Origin of the sequence: Rhizobium sp. NXC24 (genome assembly GCF_002944315.1) — a bacterium.
Taxonomy (GTDB): Bacteria; Pseudomonadota; Alphaproteobacteria; order Rhizobiales; family Rhizobiaceae; genus Rhizobium.
Genome location: NZ_CP024311.1, coordinates 3524255 through 3543893 on the forward strand (window position 1 = coordinate 3524255; position 19639 = coordinate 3543893).

Genomic DNA, 19639 nt, shown 5'->3' on the forward strand with positions numbered 1-19639 from the left:
CCGGGTTAATTCCCCGACGCGTTCGCTTCGACCAAAACCGGATCGGCGCGATAGTCTTTCGGGAAAATGCGCTGCAGATTCTTGATCTTCGGCAGGTCGTTGATGACGATATAGGGATAGTTGGGATGGGTCGTCAGGAAGTCCTGATGATAATCCTCGGCGGCATAGAATTGCCGTGCCGGCTCGATCTTGGTGACAATGGCCCCTTCGAAAACCTTGGCGTGATTGAGCTGGTCGATATAGGCCTTGGCGACGTTGGCCTGTTCGGCATTGGTCGGGAAAATAGCCGAACGATATTGCGTGCCGCTGTCCGGCCCCTGATAGTTGAGCTCCGTCGGATCATGGGCGACAGAGAAGTAGATTTGCAGCAGATGCCCGTAACTGATCTTGTGCGGATCGAAAACGATGCGCACGGATTCGGCATGTCCGGTATCGCCGGTGCCCACCATCTCATAGTGAGCCGCGTCCTTGTTGCCGCCGGCATAACCCGACGTGGCGCTGATGACGCCGTTGACATGCTGGAACACGCCCTGCACGCCCCAGAAGCAACCGCCCGCAAGAACCGTGGTCTCCGTGCCGGCGGAGCCCGGCTTTTCGTCCAGGGCCGGCGCCGGAATGACGCGAGCGTCGTCGGCCGAGGCGCTGGTAACGAATTGCAACGCAACGCCCGCAAGCAAGATCGCACCGGCGGCAAAGGCGGCCGGACGGGCAACACGCGGCAGAAGCCTGCGGATCATATCTTTCGATGCACCGTTCATGATGATCTCCTCTCGGCAGCGATTATAAAATCTCTCGTCGCTAGGGGATACGGGAGGATAGGGCATTTTGTTACACACGGGCGCGTGAAACACCGAAACGTGATGGCGCGTCACGGCCGGAATGGCAGACAAACGAATTGGAAGCCGGGAACGATCTCAGAGATCCATCATCATCTCGTGCCACGGCTTCCCGCCGTGGTCGGATGCGGATGGCTTTATGTAGCGATATCCCATCTTCTCGTAGAGCGCGACGTGGTGGTCCCTGCACATAAGATGGATTGTCTTCTTGCCCATCTCGGTCATCCGGCGGATGAACTCGGTCATCAGGAGCTTGGAATAGCCTTTGCCTTGCTCGGCGGGATCGACGACGACCGACATAATGACGACGTTTGCCGCAGCCGGATCGTGACCAATCAGTTCCTTGAATTCCTCGTCCGACATCACGACGTCAAATGCGCATCCGCTGTTGATGAAACCGACAATCCGGCCCTCCGCCTCAAGGATCAGAAAGCCCTCCGGATACTCCGCTATGCGCGTTGCGATCTTTTCCAACGTCGCTGCCTCATCGCCCTCATAGGCGGAGGTCTCGATGTTGAAACAATAAGCTGCATCGCCCGGTACGGGTTGGCGGAAGGTGAGCTGCATGATCATGGATATCTCTTCAAGGTTCGTATTTCCAAGCCGATATAGCGCATTCCGGAAATGATTGTGCTGCATTGATTTCAGCTTAAAATGCACAGTATGCATTCGATCCTACGCCGCCTTGATCTCAACCTACTTGTTGTCTTCGATGCCATATACCGGCACCGAAGCATCCTCGCCGCCTCGAATGAACTGGGGATGAGCCCATCGGCCTGCAGCCATGCCATCGCGCGGCTTCGCGATGCTCTCTCCGACGAGCTGTTCGTTCGCTACGGCAATGCCATGCAACCAACTGCGCAGGCGATGGAGATCTCGGCTGGTGTTGAAGAGGCGCTTCGAATCCTTGGAGACCAACTGGCCGCTGCGCAGCCCTTCCAGCCGGCGACCAGTCGCCTCGCCTTCACCTTCGCCGCGACAGATTTCACCGCGTTCGCAGTGCTGCCATCCTTGATCTCTCGCTTGGAGAAGGAAGCTCCTCACCTCCGGATCAAGGTCATCCATTCCGGGCACGAACAATCGCTCGATGATTTGGCAGCTGGGAAAGTGCACTTCGCCCTCGGTTTTACGGAGGGCTCTGCCGCCACCTATGAAGGCGTCGAGGGGTTCAACTGCTTCTCCGACGAGTATATCGTTGCTGCGCGGCAGAACCACCCTCGGATCAGCGACACTCTCACCTTGGACCAGTATCTGCGCGAGCGGCATGTCGCCGTGCTTCCGTGGAGCGACGCGGGAAGCGTCGTCAGCGGGTCGCTATCCAAAGCAGGTTATCGTCGGGACGTGGCGGTCGAGCTTCCGAGTGTGATGGCTGCTCCATTCGTCGTAGCCACGTCGGATTTTCTAATCACGATACCAAGGCGAGCGGCGGAGGGACTGGCAAAGGCAGTTCCTCTTTCGCTGTATCCTGCGCCATTCAAACTTCCGATGTACACGCTTCGGGTCTTCTATCATTCCCGGCATGCCAGTGCACCGGCGCATCGCTGGATGCAGGATCAGTTACGACAAGCCTTCTCCAGCGCCTGAAAATGACGGATGACATTGGCCTGCCGATGGAACCGCTCAATAATGCGGCGGCTTGGTGATGGCCGGCGCATCCAGCGTCTGTTCTTCCAGCGTCAGGAAGCGCTCAGTCAGCCGGTCGAGCTTCTGCCGCGTCTGCTCGATCACTTTCCACTGCTCCGCCACCTGATCGGACAGTTCCTCGATTGTCTTGGCCTGATGGGCCACCTGTTCTTCGAGCGCGGTGATGCGGCTTTGTTCGTCTGACATTTCTGTTCCCCTTCGGCAGCGATCTATAGCACTCGGATCGCGAGCGTATAGAGTCTCAATGCGGCATAGGACAGGCATAGGCGCCTTTTGACGATGATGTGACAAAACTGAAAAACAGGTGAAAAGACCCGTTACCTAACTGACATCAGGGCCTTCTAAACAGGACGGCAGGAAGCGCCGGTTCTGAAGGAACTCCCTTGGCAAGCGCTCTCTTTCTAAGATTTTCGGAGAAGCGCCTTGAAGATCATTCAGATCACCGACACGCATTTGAGCCCCAACAAGCCGCATTTCAACGGCAATTGGGAGCCGCTGGCGAAATGGATCGAGGCGTGCGGCGCCGATCTCATCATCCATACCGGCGACCTCAGCGTCGACGGCGCCGACAAGGATGAAGATCTTATCTTTTCCATGGACATGATGCGGCAAGTCTCCGTGCCGATGCTTATCGTGCCCGGCAACCACGATGTCGGTCACCTGCCGGGCTCCTATCAGCCTGTCAATCCGGAGCGGCTCGCGCGCTGGCGTCGGCTCGTCGGCCCGGATTATTGGGCGGAAGACGTCTATAATTGGCGGCTGATCGGCCTCAACAGCCTGCTTATGGGCTTCGAGGATGCCGAAGAGCAGAAGCAGTTCGACTGGCTGCAGGACATGCTCGAAAGCCGTGGCGACCGCCGCGTTGCCCTCTTCGCGCACAAGCCGCTGTTCGTCGATGCGCCAGATGAGGGTGATACCGGCTATTGGAGCGTGCGCCCGGCGCAGCGCCGCCGGCTTTATGATCTAATCGCGGCCCATGATGTCGCCCTCTTCGGCAGCGGCCATCTGCATTGGAGCTGGGAAGGCCGCTTCAACGACACGAATCTCGTCTGGGCACCGCCCGGCGCCTTCATCCTCGACAAGATGGAACGCGAAATGCCCGGCGAACGGCTGATCGGCGCTGCGATCCATCAGCTTGGCGAGACGGTATCCACCGAGCTCGTCGCCGTGCCCGGCATGACCGCCTACTTCCTCGATGACGTCGTCATGGAAGTCTATCCGCAGGCGGCACCCAAGGCACAGAAGGAGCCGACCGAATGAGCGCCCTCTCGCTTGCCGGCATCACCAAATCTTTCGGCGGCAACGCCATCCTGAAGGGCGTCAGCCTTAAGGTCGAGCCGGGCGAGTTCATCGCCCTCGTCGGCCCGTCCGGCTGCGGCAAGAGCACGCTGCTGCGCATTCTTGCGGGGCTCGATCACGCCGACAGCGGCGAAATCATCCTTGGCGGCAGCGACGTTTCCGGCGTTGCGGCGGCGGATCGCAACATCGCCATGGTCTTTCAGTCCTACGCGCTCTATCCGCACCTGACCGCCTCGGAAAACATCGCCGTGCCGCTCGCCATGCGCCGCCTGTCGCGCGTCCAGCGCCTGCCCTTCATCGGCACGCTGATCCCCGGTCAAAAGAATATCCGCTCCGGCATCATCCGCGATGTCCGCGAGATGGCGACGTCCCTGAAGATCGACCATCTGCTCGACCGCAAGCCCGGCCAGATGTCCGGCGGCCAGCGCCAGCGCGTGGCGCTCGCCCGCGCCATGGTGCGCCGCCCCGCGGTCTTCCTGATGGATGAGCCACTTTCCAATCTCGACGCCAACCTGCGCGTCCATGCCCGCGGTGAAATCGTCGACCTGCATCGCCGCGCCGGCGTGCCGACCGTCTATGTCACCCACGACCAGGCCGAGGCGCTCTCCATGGCCGATCGCGTCGCCGTGATGATCGGCGGTCAATTGCTGCAATTGGCAGCGCCGCAGACGATCTACGACGATCCGGCCCATGTCGAAGTTGCCCGCTTCGTCGGCCAGCCGCGTATCAATCTCCTGCCGGCGCGGGTCGAAAACGGCACCGTCGCCTTCGGCGGCATCCGGCTGGCGCTGGAAGACGGCAGCGTTGCCGGCAACAATGTCACGCTCGGCATTCGGCCGGAATTCGTGCGCCTCAGCCAGGGCCGTCAGGATGCGCTCGCCGCTCACATTGAGCGCATGGAATTCCTCGGCTCCGAGGTGATCCTCTATGCCAAGCTCGACGCCATCGGCGAAACCATGGTCGTCAAGCTTGCCCCGGCCGAAGTTGCCGGTCTTTCCGCCGGCGTGCCGGTTGCACTGAGCCTGTCGGCGGAACAGGCAACGGTCTTCGCCGAAGATGGCCGCCGTCTGCGCGCGAGACCCTTGACTGTCGACGCTAGCCGGGAGAAGGCCCATGGCTAGCATCGCCGCCACGTCCCTGCCGATGCAGTCGGTGGCGGCACGCGAGCGCAGCGAAGCCCGCACGGCCCTGCTGCTGGCGCTGCCCGCCATCATCCTGATCGTGCTCTTCATTCTCCTGCCGATCGTCGCCGTCGTCTTCCTCGGCTTCACCGATTTCCAGCTTGGCGACAAAAGCTTCCGCTTCGTCGCCTTCGAGAATTTCGCACATCTTCTCAGGGATCGCACATTCCAGAAATCCCTATGGAACACGGCGGTCTATACGGCGATCGTCGCGCCCTTCTCGATCGTTCTCGGCCTCGGCGTGGCACTGTTGATCGAGAGCGAAGGCATCGGCCGCAGCTTCTTCCGAACGGCCTATTTCCTGCCCGTCGCCTCGCTGATCGTCGCGATGGCAACCGTCTGGCAATATCTCTTCCATCCGACCATCGGCCCGATCAATGCGCTTCTTGCCGAAATCGGCCTGCGCGGCCCGAATTGGCTCGGCTCGTCGGCAACGGCGCTCTACAGCCTGTCGATCATCGGCGTCTGGCAGTCGGTCGGTTTCAACATGGTGCTGTTCCTCGCCGGCCTCACCGCCATTCCGCGCGAGCTCTACGCCGCCGCCGAAGTCGACGGCGCGAAATCGGCGTGGGATCGCTTCTGGCTCGTCACCTGGCCGATGCTCGGACCGACGACACTGTTCGTCACTACGATCAGCATCATCAACGCCGTCAAGGTCTTCGATACCGTCAAGACGCTGACCGATGGCGGCCCGAACCATGCCTCGGAAGTGCTGCTCTTCACCATCTACCAGGAAGGCTTCGTCTATCTCCGGGTCGGTTACGCCTCCGCGATGACGACCGTCTTTCTCGCCATCCTCGTGGTGCTGATCTTCCTGCAATATCGCGTCCAAGACCGGCAGGTGCATTACACATGACCTCGACAGGCTTCACTCCCGGCCGCATCCTGCGCCTCGCCGTGCTGATCTTCGGCTCGCTCGTCTTCCTCGCGCCCTACATCTTCATGATCTCGACCGCCGGCAAGGCACAGGACGATATCTTCACCTCCGCTCTGAAGCTCATTCCAACGCATTTCTTCTACGTCGAGAACATCACGCATGCGCTGGCCAAGGTGCCGATGGGCACGCTGCTGCTCAACGGCGTCCTCGTCTGCGGCCTGATCTTCTTCTTTCAGGTGCTGATCGCCATTCCCTGCGCTTACGCCATGGCGAAGCTGAAATTTCCGGCCGCACGCTCGATGATGGTATTGGTCATGCTTGGCCTGCTGATCCCGATCCATGCAACGGCGCTGCCGCTCTATGTCGGCTTCAACAGCCTGTCGCTGCTGAACAGCTATACCGCTCTCGTCGCGCCCTTCTCGATCTCGGTCTTCGCGATCTTCATGTTCCTGCAGTTCTTCCGGGCCATGCCCGACGACCTGATCCATGCCGCTCGCCTCGACGGCATGTCGGAACTCGGCATCGTCGCCCGCGTCATCGTGCCGAATGCCTGGCCGGCCGTCACCGCCTTCGCGATCTTCTCGGTCGTCGCACACTGGAACGACCTCTACTGGCCGCTGATCGTCGTCAGCAAGCAGGACTACGCCACGCCGCCGCTGGGCCTCATGTATTTCCGCGCCGCCGAGGCAGGCGACGATTACGGCGCGCTGATGGCCGCCACGCTGATTATCACCCTTCCCCTCGTCGGCGCATTCCTGCTCGCGCAGAAACGCTTCGTCGAGGGCATCACCATGACCGGTCTCAAAGGCTGACTGGTTCCCTAGAGCGGATGATTTTAGATCGCATCGATCTAAAATCTGAATCCGCTCTAGAATCAAAGAAGTAGAGCATGATGTCGTCCGAAAACCGCTTACACTTTTCGGCATCATGCTCGAACAGGAGAACGAGCGATGAAGCATATCACCCAGATTCTCGCCGCCGCGGCCATTTCGATGGTCGTGACGGTCCCGGCCTATGCCGAGACGACCTTGACGGTTCATTACCCCATGCCCGGCTTCTTCAAGAACGTGATGGACACGATCTCGAAGAAGTTCATGGAGGAAAACCCCGACATCAAGATCCAGTTCGCTGCTCCTTCGGCCACCTATGAAGAAGGGATTCAGACCATCCTGCGCCAGGCCGGCACGAGCGAGATGCCCGATGTCACCTTCATCGGCCTCAACCGCCTGCGCATGATGGACGAGCGCAAGGTCGCCGTCGATCTCGGCCCCCTCGTCAAGAAAGAGGGCAACATGGCCGAACAGGGCTTCTCGGACACGATCCTGAAGCTCGCCCAGGTCAAGGGCAAGCAGGTCGGCCTCGCCTTCGCAACGTCGAACCCGATCATGTACTACAACGCCGACCTGGTGAAGGCTGCCGGTGGCAATCCGGACAACCCGCCGAAGACCTGGGATGAAGTCATCGCGCTTGCCGGCAAGATCAAGGCGCTCGGCAACGGCGTCGACGGCATGGACTTCCGCTGGCAGGGCGACGACTGGATGTTCTCCGCCCTCCTCTTCGGCGCCGGCGGCAAGATGCTGAGCGACGACGAAACCAAGGTTGCCTTCAATGGTCCGGAAGGACAGAAGGCCGTCGATCTGATCGCGCGCTTCGTCAAGGAAGGCGGCATGCCGGTCTTCACCAAGCCTGCCGGCGAACAAGCCTTCGCTGCCGGCAAGGTCGGCTTCGAATTCCAGACGACCGGTGCTCTCGTCAACACCATCAAGAATGTCGGCGCCAAGTTCGACCTGCGCACCGCCAAGATCCCACTGATCGACCCGGTCAACGGCCGCCTGCCGACCGGCGGCAACGCCGTCGTCATCCTGACCCATGACCCCGTCAAGGAAGAAGCTGCCTGGAAGTTCGCCAAGTTCGCGGCCGGCCCCTATGGCGCCTCGGTCGTCGTTCCCGGCACCGGCTATGTTCCGAACAACGAACTCGCCGCCAAGTCGCCAGATTACCTTGGCGACTTCTACAAGAAGAACCCGCTGTTCCAGGCAGGCCTCAGCCAGATGTCGGTCATGATCCCCTGGTATGCCTTCCCGGGCGCCAACGGCGTCAAGGTCACGCAGACGATCGTCGACAACCTGTCGCGCATCGTCGACGACTCGGCCACGTCGAAGGAAGCGCTTGATGACGCTGCTTCCGATGTCGAAGGCATGCTGCCGCGTAGCTGAATTTCGATCTGATCGCAAAAGCCGCGCCGCTTCTCTTCGGAGAGGCGGCGTTTTTATTTGCGGCATGCTACGGAATGGCGTTGAGATCGCGGACCGTTCCACCGGGTCGTAACCGATAAGCCACGGTCAGGTGGCGCGGCGGCGCGGCATTCTCCGCCATGTCGAGCAGCAAAGAGGCTGCTGCGGCTCCCATCGTTCCGTCCGGAATTTCGACCGTCGTCAGGGAAACCTCTCCTAGAAAGCCGAGGGAAATTCCGTCGAAGCCAGCGACCGACACATCGCGCGGGATGGAAAGGCCTTGGCGTCGAAGTGCACCCATGACACCGAGCGCCAGAAGATCGTTCGACGCGATGATTGCCGTCGGGCCAAACCGCGAAACCGCATCCGAAAGATCGAGCTGTTCCAGGCTGTTCACGAAGGAAATCTCCAGGGCATCCAGGGGCTGCTGCCGCGCCGCCTCCATCGCCCTGACATAGCCGAGATAGCGCAGCCTCGCCCGATCCGATGCCGAAAAATGGCCTGATATGAACAGGATGCGGCGGTGCCCCTTGTGCAGGAGGTGCTCGGTCAGGTCCCGGCCCGCACCGAAATTATCGGTCGCAACGGCGGCGGTAAAGCGGGCGGTCGGCGGATTGCCGAGCAGCACGGTCGGCGGCAGGGCGGATGACAGGACGAGGCTGCGTTCGGGATCGCAGAGCGTGAGGATGAGACCGGTCGGCTGCTGCTGGAGAAGCGATGCGACGGCATCGGCTTCTTGTGCCGGATCATAATTCGATTGCGCGATCAGCACGCTATGCCCGGCATGCAAAGCCCTGTTCTGGATGCTCGAAAGCGATGCCGCAAAGACGGGATTGGTGATGCTGGGGATGAGCACGCCGATCGCCGGCCGGCCATTGCCGCTGCGGCTGCCGGGGCGATAGCCAAGCTCCGCCGCCGCGCGCCGCACGCGCCGGACCATTTCGTCGCTGACCGGGCCGTTGCGATTCATCACCCGGCTGGCGGTCGCAACCGAACAACCGGCGCGAAAAGCGACTTGCTGGAGCGTCGACATGATCTCACGCACCTCCGGCTTCACCTCCGGCAGCATCGAGAATAGCATCGGCCTACGGGAGTAGCCGGCTATTATCCGAGGTCCGTGACAGTTATTTGAAGGATTTTTATCTCCCTCAGCTCATCCATTTCCGATGTTCGACAAAGCGCTCCGCGACGAGATCGATGAAGATCCGCGTTTTTGTCGGCAGGTAAGTGCGGTTTGGATAGATGGCGTTGATTGAGAATTCCGCCGGCTTGTAGTCCGGCAGCATCCGCACCAGCGCGCCGGAGGCCAGATCGTCCATGATGAGAAAGCTGGGTGCCAGGAATACCCCCTGTCCGTTCAGCGCCATATAGCGCAGGGTCTCGGCACTGGTGGTCACGATATTGCCGCCGACCTTCACATCAACCTGTTTCTCGGTCTCGGTGAAAAAACGCCAGTCGTCGCCATAGGGGTAATAGGAGTAGCGCAGGCAATTGTGGCTCGCGAGATCGGCGGGTTCCGTCACGGCGGGATGCGTCCGGGGATAATCCGGTGAGCAGACCAGCACATGCCGCCAGGGCGTCAATCGCCGTGCCACCAGGCTGGAATCGGGCGGCATCGTCGTGCGGATGGCAAGGTCATAGCCCTCCTCGATCAGGTCGATCATCCGCTCGCCGATGCTCAGGTCGACCGTCACGGAAGGGTATAGGCTCAGATACTCGCTGATGACGGGGGACAGGAAGCGGGTAATATGCGTGCTGGTATAGAGTTTCAGCGTGCCGCGCGGCGTCGAGGTTGCGGCACCCGCGGCACTGTCGGCCTCCTCCAGATCGGCGAGAATCTGGCTCGACCGCTCGTAATAGAGCTTGCCGGTTTCGGTGAGACTGACTTTGCGCGTCGTGCGGTTCAGCAGCCGGACGCCGAGCCGATCCTCCAATGATTGTATATGGTTGCCGACCATGGTGACCGACATGTTAAGGCGCCGCGCGGCTGCCGAAAACCCACCGCATTCCACCACGCGACCAAACACCTGGAGGCTCGTCAGCCTGTCCATATCGACCCTCGATTATCCGCTCTGAGTTGATGATCCTTCCCGATTTAAGCACATTATCACGCGACGCGTCAGGGCGCATTCTCCAGCCATCGAAACACCGGCCTTCGCACAGAGGTCGAGATCATGGAGAGAAACAATGGTTGAGTTGCCTCGCAAGGAGCAGTTCCAGACCGTCCTGGAAGCAGATGTCAAAACCCCCGCCGTCGCCGAGGCGCCGGCCACTGGAACTCCCGCAGCTGAAACTCCGAAGTCCAAATCGGGCGGCAAGATAGTCAAGCGCACGATCATCGCCGCCGCATTGCTGGCCGGCGCCGCCTTCACCGGCGACTATGGCTATCATTACTGGACGACGCGCCGCTTCATCGAATCGACCGACGACGCCTATGTGAAGGCCGACTACACCACCATCGCTCCGAAGATTTCCGGGTATATCGCCGAGGTGCTGGTCAACGACAACGATCACGTCAAGGCCGGCCAGGTGCTGGCGCGCGTCGACAACCGCGACTATCGCGCAGCGCTGACCCAGGCTCAGGCCGACGTCAAGGCCGCCGGGGCCGCCATCACATCGACCAGGCCAAGGCTACCATCGTTGCCTCCCAGGCTTCATTGACCTTCGCCGAAGCCGATGCCCAGCGCTCGCAAAACCTGATCCGCAACGGCGCGGGTACGACCCAGCGCGCCGAGCAGAGCCAGTCTGCCCGAGACCAGGCCGCAGCCAACCTTCAGCGCGACCAGGCCGCCCTCGTCGCCGAGCAGAAGAAGATTGCGGTGCTTCAGACCCAGCATGATCAGGCCGTCGCCCAGCGCGATCGAAGCGCCGCAGCCGCCCATCAGGCCGAGCTCAATCTTTCCTATACCGAGATCGTCGCTCCCGTGGACGGCACCGTCGGCGCCCGCACGCTGCGTGTCGGTCAGTTCGTCACCGCGGGCACGCAGTTGATGGCGGTCGTGCCGCTCAACGCGGTCTATGTGGTCGCCAATTTCAAGGAAACGCAACTGACCTACGTCCGCCCCGGCCAGCCGGTCGAAATCAAGGTCGACAGCTTCCCGGATGCCGCCATTAAAGGCCATGTAGACAGCGTATCGCCGGCAAGCGGCCTCGAATTCTCGCTGCTGCCTCCGGACAACGCGACCGGCAACTTCACCAAGATCGTCCAGCGCATTCCCGTGAAGATCACGCTCGACGATGCAAGCCTTGCCGGCCTGCTGCGCTCCGGCATGTCGGTCGAACCCGACATCGACACCAAGGCGGCCGTACAGGGCCGACACTGAGGCGAGGGATTATCCAGCCAGACTGGATGATCCTTCCCTTCCTTCCTCGATTATCACTCGGACCTCCCCGTGAGACTGTCTCTCTCAAAGAGCCAGAGGAGAAACGTCATGGCTACGCTTCAGATCGCCACAAACAGCAATTCCTCCGCAAAGCCCGTCCCCACAGCAGGCGGTGCTGCCACCATGAGCCCGCTGAAGATGTGGACCGCCGTCATCGGCTCCACGCTCGGCGCCTTCATGGCGGTGCTGAACATCCAGATCGTCAACGCTTCGCTCGCCGACATCCAGGGAGCGATCGGCGCCGGCACGGACGACGGAGGCTGGATTTCGACGTCCTACCTGATTGCCGAGATCGTCGTCATTCCCCTGACCGGTTGGCTCGCCCGCGTCTTCTCGGTGCGCACCTATCTGCTGGTCAACGCCGTCCTTTTCCTCGTCTTCTCGGTTGCCTGTGCCTTCGCCGCCAATTTGCAGCAGATGATCATCCTGCGCGCCATTCAGGGCTTCTCCGGCGGCGTGCTGATCCCGATGGCCTTCACCATCATCATCACCCTTCTGCCCAAGGCCAAACAACCGATCGGGCTTGCCCTCTTCGCGCTGTCGGCCACCTTCGCGCCGGCCATCGGCCCGACCATCGGCGGCTATCTCACCGAAAACTGGGGCTGGGAGTATATCTTTTACGTCAACCTCGTCCCCGGCGCGATCATGGTCGGCATGCTCTGGGCCTCGCTCGACCGTGCACCGATGAACCTCGGCCTGCTCGCCAAGGGCGACTGGCCCGGCATCGTCACCATGGCGATCGGCCTCGCCTCGCTGCAGACCGTGTTGGAAGAAGGCAACAAGGATGATTGGTTCGGCTCGCCCTTCATCGTTCGCCTGTCGGTCATCGCCGCCGTCTCGCTGACCCTTTTCCTGATCATCGAACTGCGCGCCGCCCATCCGCTCCTCAACCTGCGCCTGCTGGTACGCCGCAATTTCGGCTTCGGCATCGTCGCCAACTTCCTGCTCGGCATCGCGCTCTACGGCTCCGTCTTCATCCTGCCGATCTATCTGACCCGCATTCAGGGCTACAATTCCGAGCAGATCGGCATGGTGCTCGCCTGGACCGGTATTCCGCAGCTCCTCCTGATCCCGCTGGTCCCGCGCCTGATGAAGCGCATCGACCTGCGCATCATGATCGTCGTCGGCTTCGCCCTCTTCGCCACCTCGAACTTCATGAACATCTACATGACCGCGGACTATGCCAGCGACCAGCTTTTCTGGCCGAACATCGTCCGCGCCATCGGCCAGGCCCTCGTCTTCACGCCGCTGTCGGCCATCGCCACCTCGGGCATCGAAAAGGAAAATGCCGGTTCCGCCTCCTCGCTCTTCAACATGATGCGCAATCTCGGCGGCGCGGTCGGCATCGCCATGCTGCAGACCTTCGCCCAGAAGCGTGAACAGTTCCATTCGAACATCCTGACGGACTCGGTCACGGTTTTCGACGAAGCCACCCGCGCCCGCATCGCACGACTGACCGCCTATTTCATGAACCATGGCGTCTCGGACGTTGCCACCGCCCAGCACAAGGCCATCGTCGCCGTCGCCCTGCGCCTGCGGCAACAGGCCAATATCATGGCCTACAGCGACACCTTCTACCTGCTCGGCATCGCGCTCGTCGCCGCGCTCATCGCCAGCCTTTTACTCAAGAAACCCGGCCATATCGAAGGCGGTGGCGCTCACTAGAGCAATTCCAGGAAAAGTGCGCAGCGGTTTTCCGTCCGGAATTGCGAAAAAACAAAAAGACGGAGCGCCGCTCCCTCCCTCGCCTCAGGAGACACGATCATGACCACCGTCAAAACCCGCCAGTCAGTACCTTCATTGTCTGATCTTCTCGATATCGAATATCCCGTCTCCGAGCGGGGCGCCATCAGCCCGGCCGCGATCCTCGCTCTCATCGAATGGCTCTCAAGCGACGAGGCCCATGCGCTGGATGAGGCCGGCCTGACCTTCGGCCTTGGCCGCCGCCTGAGAAGCCTCGGCCTTCCGGTCGACCGGCTGAGCTTGCACCTCATGACCCTGCATCCGGAAATCATGGGCCGCTCTGTCGCCTGGTCGCCGAACGAACCCGTACAGATCCGTGACCGCGAGCACGGAGCCATCACCCAGATATTCCTGCACAGTGCTTTGTGGAAGGCCATGAACACCCGCGATATCGTCATCGCCGGCCGGGGCGACGATCACGATCAATGGGAACAGCTCGACACATTCGCCGGCCGTGGTCTGGTCGAACTGATGATCGTTCCGCTCTGCAATGCCGACGGCCCGGTCAGCGCCGCCTCTTTCGCCACCAAACGTCCGGGCGGTTTCACATCCCCAGAACGGCAAGTGATCGAACGCATCATGCCGTCGCTGCGCAATGCCTGCGAGCTCCGGACGCTGCGGCAGGTTGAGCTCAGCCTGCTCGATATCTATATCGGTCCGATGACGGCGCAGCGCATCCTCGCCGGCCACATCCGCAAGGGCGAGATCGAGACCATGGAGGCCGCACTCATGCTCTGCGATCTGCGCGGCTTTACCGAGCTTTCCAACCGCCTGCCCGGCGAACGCGTGATGGAGCTGCTGAACGTCTATTTCGACGCCGTCGTGCCGGCAATCGCTCGCGAAGGCGGCGAAGTCCTGAAATTCATGGGCGATGCCGTTCTCGCCGTTTTCCCCGGCTATGACGCAACCCGCTCCAGCGATGCCGCGCTCGCCGCCGCCAAAGCCATCCTCGCCCGCCTCGAAACGCTGTCTTTCCCCGATGCCCGCCTGCAAGCCGGCATCGCGCTGCACTACGGCGAAGTCAGCTACGGCAATATCGGCTCCGGCCGCCGCCTGGATTTCACCGTCATCGGCCCCGACGTCAATCTCGTCAGCAGGATACAGGGCGTATGCAGCGATAGCGGCCAGCCGCTACTAATGTCGCAGGATTTTGCGAAGAAGCTCAGCGATCAACAGAGCATCTCGATCGGCAGCCGAGCACTCAAGGGATTCGAAGAAGAGATCGAGCTGTTTGCGCCGGATTTAATCTCGCCCGCCAAGGGCGAGATTGGCTCCGCATTTGCCGCCATCATCACCAATACTGACCTATCCTAGAGCGCTACATGCTGCGCATTCCGCCGGATCGCCTGCGGCGGCTGCCCCGTCTCCGAGCGGAAAGCGCGGCTTCGGCAAGCTGTTCCACGGACAGAGGCGTGCGCAGATTGCGCTTGCCGGTTTTGACCAGGGCGAATTTGCGACCGTGCCTGCCCTTCCCGAGATCGCACAATGGAATGCCTACGAAAACGCTCGCCAGGCCATGATGCCCAATCTGTCGCGTACCAAACCGGCAGACCGCTACAAGATCGCCTAAGCGACTGAAAAACCTCGCACTACGAAGCCAAGCGTGCCAGCATCCCCTTACGTGAGGCGCTGGCATCGGCGCTATATTAGCAATTGTATATTTACATCACATCTGGACTCAATTTGCTGCTTTCGCTCCATACTATCTAGGATAGTGCTCCAAAAATTGGTAATCGTCACTGGCATCGGTCTCGGAGGGGCCGGCTGTTGTGAGGCTTGGGGCGTAGCAACGATGCATCATGGTGCGGGGTCCGAAGACTATTTCAGGCTGAGCGCGCCAGCGTGTGCGCTGGAAGCCGTGCTATGCAAAAACGGAATTACTCTGGACTGTCCCGAGACGGCTGGCGGCCGTGCCGATGAAGCCGGTTTCGTGCTTGGCTTGCAGCGTCAGGAGCCGGCGCTGGACCGGGTGAAGCTCGGCGAATACTTCGTTCCGGTCATTCCCTTCCCGCAGGGTACGATCGGGCTCGCCAGCCTGATCCTCGATCCGCCCGGTAAGATGCGACGCGAGGAAACCACCAATATCTATCTATCGCGCCGAACCTTCGACCAGATCGCCGACACGCTCGGCACCGAGCGCATCGTCGAACTTCCGCTCGCGCCGGGCATTGCCACCGGCGACACCGTTATCGAAAACCTGTTTTCCTGCCTGATCCCGGCCCTCGAACAGCCGGACCGGACGAGCGCATTGTTCATCGATCACGTCGGCAAGGCCTTCAATGCCCATATCGCCCAGCGCTACGGTCGCATGCAGATGGCGCGACCCGCCGTGATCGGCGGCCTGACGCCCTGGCAGTTGCGCCGCGCCCGCGACACGATCAATGCCCGGCTGGATCAGGATGTGTCTCTGGCCCAGCTTGCCAGCGACTGCGGCCTCTCCACCAGTCATTTCGCCCGCGCTTTCGCCCGCAGCACCGGCATCCCGCCGCATCGCTGGGTGATGCAGCGCCGTGTCGATCGCGCCAAGGAACTGATGCGAACGGGAATGCCGCTGGCCGAAATCGCGCTGATGTGCGGTTTTTCGGATCAAAGCCACCTCACACGCGTCTTTTCGCATTCCGTTGGCCTCACGCCGGGGCGATGGCGGGAATCGCAGATATCAGCCGCTTTCGATATGGCCCCGATCGCGTTGAGAGAAGCCGACCCCTGCTGATCATCAGCAATCTGCGACATCTAGGCCCTTGATCTTTGCTGCACCGCAGCAGATCGTCGACAGGCACCCAAACAGACGAAAATGCTGTCATCAAGCAATGTCATCATCGTCTCGCAACCATCAGCAGATCCGACCCTTTGAAAGGATGCTCTCATGTCTGAAGCAGAAGCACGGACGCCTGCCGCTTCCTCCGGAAAGGCCGAACGGCTCTTTTTCCTCGATATCAATGACGGACGAATTCTCTCCTCCGCCATTGACGGAACCGATCTCAAGCTGATCATCCAACGCCCGGGCCGCAGCCCGGACGGCGTTCTTGTCGACAGCGAAAACGGCTGGCTCTACTGGACGGAAATGGGCACCGACTACAATGCCCATGACGGCTCGATCGAGCGCATCGACCTCGACGGCAGCAATCACGTGACGCTGATTGCGCCGGGCGGCACGCTGGTAACGCCGAAGCAGATCCAGATCGATCGCGAGGGTGGCAAGCTCTATTGGTGCGACCGCGAGGGCATGCGGGTGATGCGCGCCAATATCGACGGCTCCGACATCGAAACCCTTGTCCAGAACGGCGACGGCCCCGCCGACAGTGCTGATATTGAGCGCTGGTGCGTCGGCCTCGCCCTCGACCTGCCGCGCGGGCAGGTATACTGGACGCAGAAGGGACCGCCGGATGCCGGTCTCGGACGCATCTTCCGCGCCGGCATCAATATTCCTGAGGGCGAGACGGCAACGAGCCGCAGCGATATCGAGACCTTGCTCGACAAGCTGCCGGAACCGATCGACCTCGAACTCGATCTCGCTACGCGCACTATCTACTGGACCGACCGAGGCAATCTTCCGCGCGGCAATACCGTCAACCGCGCCAACATGGACAAGGTCGCCGCCACATCTGAAGTCGTCCTCGAAGGCCTGGACGAAGGCATCGGCCTGTCGCTCGACCTACCGAACAACCGCATGTTCTTCACCGACATCGGCGGCAATCTCTATTCGGCAAGCCTGGATGGTTCGGGTGAGCGCGAGTTGCTGCACCACGCCGGCTCGTTCACCGGGATTGTTTACGCGGTGGTTTGAGTTTCAACTGGTTTTGGGTCCGAGGATTGCCCCTCACCCCAGCCTTCTCCCCGCAAGCGGGGAGAAGGTGGCCGCCCTTCGATAAAAACTCAGGAGGCCGGATGAGGGGCTTCTCAGCACTCAATTACCGCCGCGAACGCCATCCAGCAGGTGCGGCAGGCTTTTCACGCCTTCATTCCGCAGCTCCACCGGCAACAAGCCTTCCGGCAGGTCCTGATAGGATACCGGGCGCAGGAAGCGGCGGATGGCGAGCGTGCCGACCGAGGTCGTGCGGCTATCCGAGGTCGCCGGGAATGGGCCGCCATGCACCATGGCATGGCTGACTTCGACGCCGGTCGGCCAGCCATTGGCGAGGATGCGCCCGACTTTGCGCTCCAGCACCGGCAGCAGCTTGGCGGCGATGGCATAGTCGTCGGCATCGACCTGCAGCGTCGCGGTCAACTGGCCTTCGAGCTTTTCGGCAATCGCAATCATCTGGTCGATGTCCTTGCAGCGGACCAGCAGGCCGCTGGCGCCAAAGACTTCATGGCCAAGCCGGTCGTCGGCCAGGAAATGCTCGACATCCGTTTCGAAAAAGGCACCAGGGCTGCGGTTGACGCCTTCTGCCGGAGCGCCGCGCGCGACGGTCTTCACGGCCTCATGGCCGGCAAGTGCTGCAACACCATTGTCGAAAGCGGCATGAATGCCAGGCGTCAGCATCGGCGCCGGGGCCGAACCGGTGAGTGCTGCACTTGCCGTGGCGATGAAGCGATCGAGATCGGGACCGTCAATGGCAAACAGCAGACCCGGATTGGTGCAGAATTGACCGGCTCCAAGCGTCAGCGAACCGATGAACGCATTGCCGATCGCCTCCGCACGGGCTGCAAGAGCTGCCGGGAACAGGAAGACGGGGTTGACGCTGCTCATTTCGGCGTAAACCGGGATCGGCTCGGGCCGAGCCGCCGCGATTGCGCCAAGCGCCACACCGCCGCCGCGCGAGCCGGTGAAGCCGACCGCCTTGATATGCGGATGGCGGACCAGTGCCGCGCCGGTCTCGTTCGCGCCGGTCAGGAGCGAGAAGGTGCCTTCCGGTAGACCGCAGGCAACGACGGCGGCGCGGATGGCGCGACCAACCAGTTCGCCGGTGCCCGGATGGGCAAGATGGCCCTTGACGACGACAGGACAACCGGCCGCCAGCGCCGAAGCGGTATCACCACCGGCAACCGAGAAGGCGAGCGGGAAATTGCTGGCGCCGAAGACGGCGACGGGGCCGAGCGGAATCTGACGCAGGCGCAGATCCGGACGCGGCAGCGGCTTGCGTTCCGGCAACGCCGGATCGACACGCAGATCGAGCCATTCGCCCGAACGAACCACTTGCGCGAACAGCCGGAGCTGGCCGACGGTGCGGGCGCGCTCGCCCTGCAGGCGGGCAGCCGGCAGGCCGGTTTCTTCGGTGGCGCGCTCGATCAGCGCATCGCCGATCTCCATGATATTGGTCGCGATCGTTTCCAGGAAGGTCGCGCGGGCCTCAAGGCTGGTAGCACGATAGGTATCGAATGCCCGGCCTGCCAGCTCGCAGGCGCGGGCGACGTCCGCCTCGCTGGCGATTGCGAAGGCTGGCTCCAGGTTCGCGCCGGTCGCCGGGTTGATGGCGCGCACGGATTTGTTGTCGCCGGTCGAATCCGCGCCGATCAGCAAATCGCCGCTAATCACAAAAGACTGTGTCATGGGTATTCCTTGATGATGCCAGGGCGTTGGGAGGTGCGCCCCTCAGAAGCAGATAGCAAGATGAAATGACAGATGTAAGATGATAATCGTCATCTAAATATCAAGCTTTGTCCCAGGAGATGAGACGGCTGCGACCTTATGCACCGCAGCGTTTCGAAATCAAGGATGCTGCTGCACGCTGAGGCCACCGTCGATGGTCAGGCAGGTGGCATTCATGAAGGGACACTCGTCGGAAATCATGAAGACGGCGGCGAGCGCAATCTCCTCCGGTGTTGCGATCCGTCCGCCCGGATGCAGCCGCATCGTCTCCGCCTTGGCGGATTCGGGATCGGCAAAGCTGTTCCAATAGTCGATGACCTTCTGGGTCGCGACGTAGCCGGGCGCCAACGCGTTCACTCGGACACCCTTGGCCGCATATTCGAGCCCCAGCGATTTCGTCATGCCGAGCAGGGCATGCTTGGCGAGCGGATAGGGAAAAGTATGCGGGATAATGGTGAAGGCATGGGTGGAGGCAATGTTGAGGATCGCGCCGCCGCCCTCGGCGATGATGCCGGGCAACACCGCCTTGCAGCAATTCCAGGCACCCTTGAGATTGATGTCGAAGCAGCGCTGCCACTCTGCATCGGTCGTCGCCAGCGGTTCGGCAAAGACATTCACGCCGGCATTGTTGATCAACGCATTGAGCCGGCCGATCTCTCTGCCCGCCTGCGCAACGACAGCCTCGATCTTCGCGGCATCGGTAATGTCGGCCGCGGCATGGCCGAGCACTGCACCCGCGGCCTTCAGCGCTTCCGCCTCGCGAGCCAGCAATGCGCCATCCATATCGATAAGGAACAGGCCCGCGCCTTCCGCGGCACAAGCCTTGGCGATCGCCAGGCCGATGCCCTGTGCAGCGCCGGTGATCAGGATGCGCTTGCCGGAAAGTCGATTGGTCATGAGTGTCCTTCC

At 61.5% G+C, this 19639-nt stretch carries 17 protein-coding genes and 2 pseudogenes; 12 read left to right on the forward strand and 7 right to left on the reverse strand.

Annotated features, from left to right (window positions below; genetic code table 11):
- Positions 1–5: 5 nt before the first annotated feature.
- Together msrA and NXC24_RS17340 are read right to left on the reverse strand one after the other, a co-directional pair.
- On the reverse strand, positions 6–758 hold the full coding sequence (msrA, locus tag NXC24_RS17335) for a peptide-methionine (S)-S-oxide reductase MsrA (protein ID WP_104824425.1): 753 nt from the start codon (positions 756–758) through the stop codon (positions 6–8).
- Between the two features lie 156 nt (positions 759–914).
- Complete coding sequence (locus NXC24_RS17340; protein WP_104825223.1) at positions 915–1409, reverse strand: GNAT family N-acetyltransferase; 495 nt, start codon at positions 1407–1409, stop codon at positions 915–917.
- A gap of 90 nt (positions 1410–1499) precedes the next feature.
- Here NXC24_RS17340 and NXC24_RS17345 point away from each other — a divergent pair, with 90 nt between their 5' ends.
- Positions 1500–2420 (forward strand): LysR family transcriptional regulator, encoded by a 921-nt coding sequence (locus NXC24_RS17345; RefSeq protein ID WP_104825224.1) that lies wholly within the window; start codon positions 1500–1502, stop codon positions 2418–2420.
- Between the two features lie 36 nt (positions 2421–2456).
- Here the strand turns inward: NXC24_RS17345 and NXC24_RS17350 are convergent, their stop codons facing one another.
- Positions 2457–2666: a SlyX family protein gene (locus NXC24_RS17350; protein WP_104824426.1), complete on the reverse strand. Its 210-nt coding sequence runs from the start codon at positions 2664–2666 to the stop codon at positions 2457–2459.
- A gap of 237 nt (positions 2667–2903) precedes the next feature.
- Between NXC24_RS17350 and NXC24_RS17355 the strand changes: the two genes are divergently transcribed.
- The 5 genes from NXC24_RS17355 to NXC24_RS17375 all read left to right on the forward strand — a co-directional run bounded on the left by NXC24_RS17355 (position 2904) and on the right by NXC24_RS17375 (position 8053).
- Complete coding sequence (locus NXC24_RS17355; RefSeq protein WP_104824427.1) at positions 2904–3740, forward strand: metallophosphoesterase; 837 nt, start codon at positions 2904–2906, stop codon at positions 3738–3740.
- A complete protein-coding gene (locus NXC24_RS17360; protein WP_104824428.1) occupies positions 3737–4900 on the forward strand; it encodes an ABC transporter ATP-binding protein in 1164 nt (387 codons plus the stop codon). Before NXC24_RS17355 ends, NXC24_RS17360 begins: the two co-directional genes overlap by 4 nt.
- 22 nt (positions 4901–4922) lie before the next feature.
- Entirely contained in the window at positions 4923–5816 is an 894-nt protein-coding gene (locus NXC24_RS17365) for a sugar ABC transporter permease (protein WP_245463994.1), read from the forward strand.
- Positions 5813–6649: a carbohydrate ABC transporter permease gene (locus NXC24_RS17370; RefSeq protein WP_104824430.1), complete on the forward strand. Its 837-nt coding sequence runs from the start codon at positions 5813–5815 to the stop codon at positions 6647–6649. Before NXC24_RS17365 ends, NXC24_RS17370 begins: the two co-directional genes overlap by 4 nt.
- Before the next feature lie 138 nt (positions 6650–6787).
- Entirely contained in the window at positions 6788–8053 is a 1266-nt protein-coding gene (locus NXC24_RS17375; RefSeq protein ID WP_104824431.1) for an ABC transporter substrate-binding protein, read from the forward strand.
- A 67-nt stretch (positions 8054–8120) separates the two neighbouring features.
- Here the strand turns inward: NXC24_RS17375 and NXC24_RS17380 are convergent, their stop codons facing one another.
- Together NXC24_RS17380 and NXC24_RS17385 are read right to left on the reverse strand one after the other, a co-directional pair.
- On the reverse strand, positions 8121–9104 hold the full coding sequence (locus tag NXC24_RS17380) for a substrate-binding domain-containing protein (RefSeq protein ID WP_104825225.1): 984 nt from the start codon (positions 9102–9104) through the stop codon (positions 8121–8123).
- A gap of 115 nt (positions 9105–9219) precedes the next feature.
- Positions 9220–10122, reverse strand: a complete 903-nt coding sequence (locus tag NXC24_RS17385) for a LysR family transcriptional regulator (RefSeq protein ID WP_104824432.1) — start codon at positions 10120–10122, stop codon at positions 9220–9222.
- A 136-nt stretch (positions 10123–10258) separates the two neighbouring features.
- Here NXC24_RS17385 and NXC24_RS17390 point away from each other — a divergent pair.
- The 6 genes and pseudogenes from NXC24_RS17390 (at position 10259) to NXC24_RS17415 (ending at position 16984) form a co-directional block, all read left to right on the forward strand.
- A pseudogene (locus NXC24_RS17390) lies at positions 10259–11394 on the forward strand (HlyD family secretion protein).
- Between the two features lie 108 nt (positions 11395–11502).
- Entirely contained in the window at positions 11503–13119 is a 1617-nt protein-coding gene (locus tag NXC24_RS17395) for an MDR family MFS transporter (RefSeq protein ID WP_104824433.1), read from the forward strand.
- Positions 13120–13218: 99 nt separating this feature from the next.
- Positions 13219–14511, forward strand: coding sequence for an adenylate/guanylate cyclase domain-containing protein (locus tag NXC24_RS17400; RefSeq protein ID WP_104824434.1), 1293 nt, complete (start codon positions 13219–13221; stop codon positions 14509–14511).
- 109 nt (positions 14512–14620) lie between these two features.
- Positions 14621–14767, forward strand: a pseudogene (locus tag NXC24_RS17405) (SDR family oxidoreductase); the annotation flags it as partial.
- Positions 14768–15055: 288 nt separating this feature from the next.
- On the forward strand, positions 15056–15910 hold the full coding sequence (locus tag NXC24_RS17410) for an AraC family transcriptional regulator (RefSeq protein ID WP_245463900.1): 855 nt from the start codon (positions 15056–15058) through the stop codon (positions 15908–15910).
- Positions 15911–16063: 153 nt separating this feature from the next.
- Positions 16064–16984, forward strand: coding sequence for a 3-hydroxyacyl-CoA dehydrogenase (locus tag NXC24_RS17415; protein WP_104824436.1), 921 nt, complete (start codon positions 16064–16066; stop codon positions 16982–16984).
- A gap of 120 nt (positions 16985–17104) precedes the next feature.
- Here the strand turns inward: NXC24_RS17415 and NXC24_RS17420 are convergent, their stop codons facing one another.
- The gene (locus NXC24_RS17420) at positions 17105–18691 is read right to left on the reverse strand and encodes an aldehyde dehydrogenase (NADP(+)) (protein WP_104824437.1); all 1587 of its coding nucleotides are present in this window, start codon (positions 18689–18691) and stop codon (positions 17105–17107) included.
- Positions 18692–18850: 159 nt separating this feature from the next.
- On the reverse strand, positions 18851–19627 hold the full coding sequence (locus NXC24_RS17425) for an SDR family oxidoreductase (RefSeq protein ID WP_104824438.1): 777 nt from the start codon (positions 19625–19627) through the stop codon (positions 18851–18853).
- Positions 19628–19639: the final 12 nt, after the last annotated feature.

What these genes read in the sequence shown, in the direction of transcription:
- NXC24_RS17380 (WP_104825225.1), bottom strand. Translation starts at nt 9,104, where the DNA reads ATGTCGACGCTCCAGCAAGTCGCTTTTCGCGCCGGTTGTTCGGTTGCG.
- msrA (WP_104824425.1), bottom strand. Translation starts at nt 758, where the DNA reads ATGAACGGTGCATCGAAAGATATGATCCGCAGGCTTCTGCCGCGTGTT.
- NXC24_RS17365 (WP_245463994.1), top strand. Translation starts at nt 4,923, where the DNA reads ATGCAGTCGGTGGCGGCACGCGAGCGCAGCGAAGCCCGCACGGCCCTG.
- NXC24_RS17415 (WP_104824436.1), top strand. Translation starts at nt 16,064, where the DNA reads ATGTCTGAAGCAGAAGCACGGACGCCTGCCGCTTCCTCCGGAAAGGCC.
- NXC24_RS17420 (WP_104824437.1), bottom strand. Translation starts at nt 18,691, where the DNA reads ATGACACAGTCTTTTGTGATTAGCGGCGATTTGCTGATCGGCGCGGAT.
- NXC24_RS17350 (WP_104824426.1), bottom strand. Translation starts at nt 2,666, where the DNA reads ATGTCAGACGAACAAAGCCGCATCACCGCGCTCGAAGAACAGGTGGCC.
- NXC24_RS17400 (WP_104824434.1), top strand. Translation starts at nt 13,219, where the DNA reads ATGACCACCGTCAAAACCCGCCAGTCAGTACCTTCATTGTCTGATCTT.
- NXC24_RS17345 (WP_104825224.1), top strand. Translation starts at nt 1,500, where the DNA reads ATGCATTCGATCCTACGCCGCCTTGATCTCAACCTACTTGTTGTCTTC.
- NXC24_RS17385 (WP_104824432.1), bottom strand. Translation starts at nt 10,122, where the DNA reads ATGGACAGGCTGACGAGCCTCCAGGTGTTTGGTCGCGTGGTGGAATGC.
- NXC24_RS17340 (WP_104825223.1), bottom strand. Translation starts at nt 1,409, where the DNA reads ATGATCATGCAGCTCACCTTCCGCCAACCCGTACCGGGCGATGCAGCT.
- NXC24_RS17375 (WP_104824431.1), top strand. Translation starts at nt 6,788, where the DNA reads ATGAAGCATATCACCCAGATTCTCGCCGCCGCGGCCATTTCGATGGTC.
- NXC24_RS17425 (WP_104824438.1), bottom strand. Translation starts at nt 19,627, where the DNA reads ATGACCAATCGACTTTCCGGCAAGCGCATCCTGATCACCGGCGCTGCA.
- NXC24_RS17360 (WP_104824428.1), top strand. Translation starts at nt 3,737, where the DNA reads ATGAGCGCCCTCTCGCTTGCCGGCATCACCAAATCTTTCGGCGGCAAC.
- NXC24_RS17395 (WP_104824433.1), top strand. Translation starts at nt 11,503, where the DNA reads ATGGCTACGCTTCAGATCGCCACAAACAGCAATTCCTCCGCAAAGCCC.
- NXC24_RS17370 (WP_104824430.1), top strand. Translation starts at nt 5,813, where the DNA reads ATGACCTCGACAGGCTTCACTCCCGGCCGCATCCTGCGCCTCGCCGTG.